Below are 4,847 nucleotides of genomic sequence, written 5' to 3'. Positions count from 1 at the left end.
ACTTAATATGATAATCTTCACTTCAAAATAATAACAAGAGAAATTATCAATAAGTTTCTGTGCCAGGATATGAAAAACTTCGGGATAGCTTCTTTTTAAACAGAATTTTATCGATATCTGACATAAACAAAATCATAATTCCTAATTATCTAGGAGTGACAGAATTCCAAAAGGTAAATCAAACAAAAAAAGACTGTTAAGAACTATCCCGTCTTAACAGCCATACCCACTAATTTTCTAATCCTTTAGTTTACTGCTCCGCCAGCTTTCGTATACCTGACGTTAAACTCCTGTACAAATTGATTGGTAATGGCTGCGTCATGGATAAACAGCAGGTTTTCATCATTGATGTTGTTGCCGTTATTGCTCCAGTTCGTGGAACCTACAATTACCGTCGGATCACTGTTTGTGTCAGCATCGATCAACATGGTTTTGCTGTGAAGTTTGCGGGACTCATTGCCCGTGTATACGGGGGCGGGGTTGGCCCAGCGGGTATTTGGGTTATCGACGCTTTCCTGTGAAGCGGTGCGCCCCGTCATATCCACACTTGCAGACCACCATTGGTTCCAGAAGCTGTGATCGAATACACCTTTGATATCAAAGCCCGTCAATGTGCCTTCCAAATCATTATATGATCCTTCCCATAAATTCTTTAACTCATCGACCAATCCTTGATCGCTCCAAGCAAAAATGGTGAAGTAAGTATTCACATCAGCGGACGTTCTAACAAACTCCCTCATTTTCCCGACCGCATCATCACCTGCCGAAAAGTAAATCTCAACGATTTTCCCATTCACATCGACTTCATGTATCGTATTGTCAATCTTCCGGGTGTTGAAATTAGCAGCTTCTATGTCAGGCGATAGTGTAGAGCTGCCCCACATTTCATTAAATTCAACTTCGAACACATTAGCCAATGCCGGCCAGTTGATCTCGACCACATGCTGCTGGTTGCCGTCTAAAACGCCTTGTTCCATATTGGTTTCAGTGCCGTACAAGCCGGTTACTGTGAAGTTCCAGCTTCCTGTAAATACCCAGCGGTCATCAATGACGGCAAATTTATTATGCATTTGTGTCCCGGGGCTATAGTAGGCATCGATGCTTTTTTCTTCGGCATCGACAAACAGATAACCTGATACATCACCGTTTCCGACTGCAACGGTTTCAAGCGGGAAATCTTCTGGTGTGGCAGGCAAGCCGAAATCGGTTCTGACTGCACTGTCTTCCACAGCAAACATCGGAGAATCAGAGAAGACATAAATATCATCCGCTGTTCCAACTTTTCCATCCTGTCCCCTTACCATTTTCTCCACTTGCAATCGCATCGTCTTGAACCGTTCAACATAATGCGGGTCGGCTGCATCTTTGGCATCCGCTATCACGCGTACATCAATGCCTTCCGCCGCTTTCGCGATCAACGCATCCACAATGCCCGGCAGATTAATTTCATATGTTGCAAAGTCGATGCTGGTCGTCGCTTGATTCAAGCGTTCGATCAAGCGGGTTTCCAGATTCACGTTATAGTTTGCTTCGTTCCCCGAACTTGCATAGGATACATCCGCGCATTTGTTAAAGTAAACGTTAATGGCGCCTTCCGCTTCAGAAACGTTATTCAAATGTTCCGTTCTGTCGGTACAGCCTTTCACTTTTGAATTGACTGCCCGCGGAGTGCCGTTTCCTCCGTCATAGGTTTTGGCAGAATCAATCCAGTTGGTGGCTTCGGTGCCGGCCACAAGCGGATCGGCTCTTTCCATTGTTGCCTTTGCCGTGTTATCCCCTGCATACCAGGCATCTGCACTGTCTATTAAAGCGCCGGCAGAATCTCTCAGTTCAAGGATCTCACCGCCATTTTCCAGCGATCCTGTATAAATTAGGTCAGCAGCAACACCAGGAACAGAGCTGTCATTGGTTCTTTCCAATAAATAATAACCACCTGCCGCAATGGTACCGGAGAGGCTGATCTCGGGACTGCTATCGGTGGCGTGCAAAGTCCATCCGTTCATATCCACAGCTGTGTTTGTCGTGTTATGTAATTCAATCCATTCGCTATTGTAGCTGTAACTCGTACCCATCCAGGCAACTTCGTTGATGGCTACCGTGCCTGTCGTCGCTGCATGTGCTTCTTGATCTAATACGATACCAGGTGCCATAAAAGAAATAATAAGTGCAAAGATCAATGAAAGATGTAACGGTTTCCTCATTTTCCCAACCCCTTTTCCTTTTGTGTTTCCAAGGCTCATCAAGCCCTTTATTATTGTATAACTATTTTATTAATTTAGTATTAAGATTTAACAAAAATTTCATTTTCATTAAATAATTTTACTATTTTTAACAATTATCAAAACAGAATATAGACCTGGGTTGACGGAAAATTTGAGCTTTCTCTATAATCTAAAGAACCCCGTGCAGGTGAATATCACCTGCACGGGGTTCTCCCCTTTTTACGTTGGTTTTTCGCTTTTCGCCTGCGAAAAGCATCCGTAAAGGCCAATACGGCAGGCTTTAATTGGAAGTGATTAGAAAAATTCAAGATTAATGAAAAAAGCATTTTTAAAGTCTTGTGCACTAACAAAAGGTTCCGGGTGAATTACCTGAACCTTTTTCTTCTCGCTATTTCCCTTTATTGCCTGCAGATCTTCTTTGATGCGATCAGGCCGTAATGCGCCCGAATTAAATGCGGACCCGATCACACGTCCACCGCCTTTTTCCTGTGCCAGCGCCATCATCCGCTCAAGCGCTGCTTCAATCGGCGTTGTCGTGTTGACAGCTAGTCCCCAAGCTTTGATGACCCTCTATTCCTGAGGCGGTCCAGTACTTTACAGGCGTATTTGCGCGCTTTATCAAACTTTGTCACCCATTCATCCCCTGTAAGGCTGGGGAGATATCATGCAAGCGGTCTTTTTTCAGACGCTTCAGGCTGTCTTCAATCGAACAAAGTGTTCCATCCTCTATATAGTGCGTTTGAATTTTTCACGACCAAATTCAAACAGCACTTCTTTTTCTTCGTCTAGCACAATTCGACCGGCTTTTGAACTCACCAGGTAATCGTGACGCTTATAAGAAGTCAAAATTTCATCAAGTTTGATTTCAGACAATCCAGTTCCATAATATACAGCTAAAATGGAATTCCACGAAAATAAATAAATTAAATTCATTTTATAGTAATTCTTCAAAAAACTTAAATCGTTGATATTATCTGATAATTGTGACAATATATAAACCAAGCCGTTTAATTGTTTCTTTTTCATACCATAAGAAATACATTCAAGAAATAATAATCTGAACCCAGAGGGGGAAAAAGACAATCATGATGGTTTATGCAACACCAGACATTGATGGCGCTAAGAGTATATTCAAATAGAAAGACGAAACTATATTAACGATGAGCGGAAAATTCTCGCTAAAGGATAATATTTCGATTACGCATCCTTATAAGTGGGAAGGATTTTACTGAAATTCTAAGATCCATCACAAAAAAATGGCAAAGTAGCACTTGATGCGGCGAAAGAATGATGCTGGACAATTACCAGAGCACAAAAAATATGCTTGTTAGCCACACTCAAGATAGATAAGGATTCTTTTTAAAAAAATGAATTGGAGGAGTTTACATGAAAATAACAGCTGCAGTGGTAAATGGAATTAATGAAGATTATCAAATTGAAGAATTAACACTTGGTGAAATTTATCCTGATGAAGTGATTGTGAAAATAGTGGCAACCGGCATTTGCCATTCAGATGAGGCACTGCGCATTGGTGACGCAGCATTTCCGATGCCTAGTGTATTGGGCCATGAAGGTGCAGGCATTATCGAGAAAGTTGGAAACGCTGTCAAAAACTTTGAAGTAGGAGATCAAGTTGTAATGGCCTACAATTACTGTGGCACATGTCCGAGTTGCCGCACAGGACATCCCTCATCTTGCAACCAATGGACAGCCTTAAATTTTGCGGGTACCCGTCAAGATGGTAGCCATACTTTTTTTAAAGAAGATGGAACACCTGTGTCAAACTTCTTCACACAAAGTTCTTTTGCTACATATACGATTACAAATGCCAATAACTTAATTAAGATTGATGCTGAAGAGGATCTGCGATTATTCGGTCCACTAGGCTGTGGTTTATTGACCGGCTTTGGCACCGTAGTCAACGGATTAAAACCAAAAACTTCCTCAGCGATTGCCGTGTTTGGTACAGGAGCGGTGGGACTTGGTGTACTCATGACTGCGAAAATTGAAGGATGTTCAACCATTATAGCAATTGATATTCATGATTCGCGTTTAGAAATAGCCCGAGAACTAGGTGCGACCCATACAATAAATAGTAGAACAGAGAACTTGGCAGATCGTATCGCCGAAATTAGAGGTGGCCTAGGCGTCGACTATTCAGTCGATACAACAGGCATATCAGCTGTTATGAAATCATCCATTGAGGTTCTGGGAATTGGAGGTATTGCTGCACCTGTAGCTGTAACACCAAACTCACTCGAATTTAATACCTTTACGGATTTAGTAATTTCAAATCGCAAGCTCATAGGTGTCTTAATGGGTGATGCAGTTCCCCAAATCGCGGTTCCGCAACTTATTCAATACAATAAAGAAGGGAAATTCCCATTTGAAAAATTAGTGAAATTCTATAAATTCAATGAAATTAATCAAGCAGCGGCAGACTCTAATAGCGGCAAAACGATCAAACCCATATTAATTATTGATGAAAGCTATCGTAAAGATCAGCCATTAGTATATAACAACTAAGGGCATTCATATTGTAGTCAAAAAAAGGTTCCGGTAATTATCGAGGCCACTGAAAAACCCTCCCTTTAAATCAGCGGAGACTAAAAAAGAACGGAAGAG

Annotated in this window: 4 protein-coding genes; 1 reads left to right on the top strand and 3 read right to left on the bottom strand. The window is 41.7% G+C overall.

Translation table 11 applies throughout. From position 1 onward, the window contains the following. Nucleotides 1-245: 245 nt before the first annotated feature. The 3 genes from J7I83_RS17630 to J7I83_RS17620 form a co-directional block, all read right to left on the bottom strand. Nucleotides 246-2,201: a phospholipase D-like domain-containing protein gene (locus J7I83_RS17630; RefSeq protein WP_215102929.1), complete on the bottom strand. Its 1,956-nt coding sequence runs from the start codon at nt 2,199-2,201 to the stop codon at nt 246-248. Nucleotides 2,202-2,516: 315 nt separating this feature from the next. Further along, nucleotides 2,517-2,726 carry a hypothetical protein gene (locus J7I83_RS17625; RefSeq protein ID WP_215102927.1) on the bottom strand — a complete coding sequence of 70 codons (210 nt, stop codon included), beginning with the start codon at nt 2,724-2,726 and terminating at the stop codon, nt 2,517-2,519. A 222-nt stretch (nt 2,727-2,948) separates the two neighbouring features. Then, the gene (locus J7I83_RS17620; protein ID WP_215102925.1) at nt 2,949-3,248 is read right to left on the bottom strand and encodes a hypothetical protein; all 300 of its coding nucleotides are present in this window, start codon (nt 3,246-3,248) and stop codon (nt 2,949-2,951) included. A 360-nt stretch (nt 3,249-3,608) separates the two neighbouring features. On the opposite strand from J7I83_RS17620, the gene J7I83_RS17615 reads away from it, so the two are divergent. After that, nucleotides 3,609-4,748, top strand: coding sequence for an NAD(P)-dependent alcohol dehydrogenase (locus J7I83_RS17615; protein ID WP_215102923.1), 1,140 nt, complete (start codon nt 3,609-3,611; stop codon nt 4,746-4,748). The last annotated feature ends 99 nt before the right edge of the window (nt 4,749-4,847 follow it).

The sequence above is a fragment of the Planococcus sp. ISL-110 genome, from assembly GCF_018613575.1.
GTDB lineage: Bacteria > Bacillota > Bacilli > Bacillales_A > Planococcaceae > Planococcus.
Note: the sequence above shows the minus strand (reverse complement) of the source record. Positions and strands in the feature narration are given on the sequence as shown.

Bases quoted from the DNA above. Each gene is read 5' to 3' on its own strand.
- J7I83_RS17625 (WP_215102927.1), bottom strand. From the start codon at position 2,726: ATGATGGCGCTGGCACAGGAAAAAGGCGGTGGACGTGTGATCGGGTCC.
- J7I83_RS17620 (WP_215102925.1), bottom strand. From the start codon at position 3,248: ATGAAAAAGAAACAATTAAACGGCTTGGTTTATATATTGTCACAATTA.
- J7I83_RS17615 (WP_215102923.1), top strand. From the start codon at position 3,609: ATGAAAATAACAGCTGCAGTGGTAAATGGAATTAATGAAGATTATCAA.
- J7I83_RS17630 (WP_215102929.1), bottom strand. From the start codon at position 2,201: ATGAGGAAACCGTTACATCTTTCATTGATCTTTGCACTTATTATTTCT.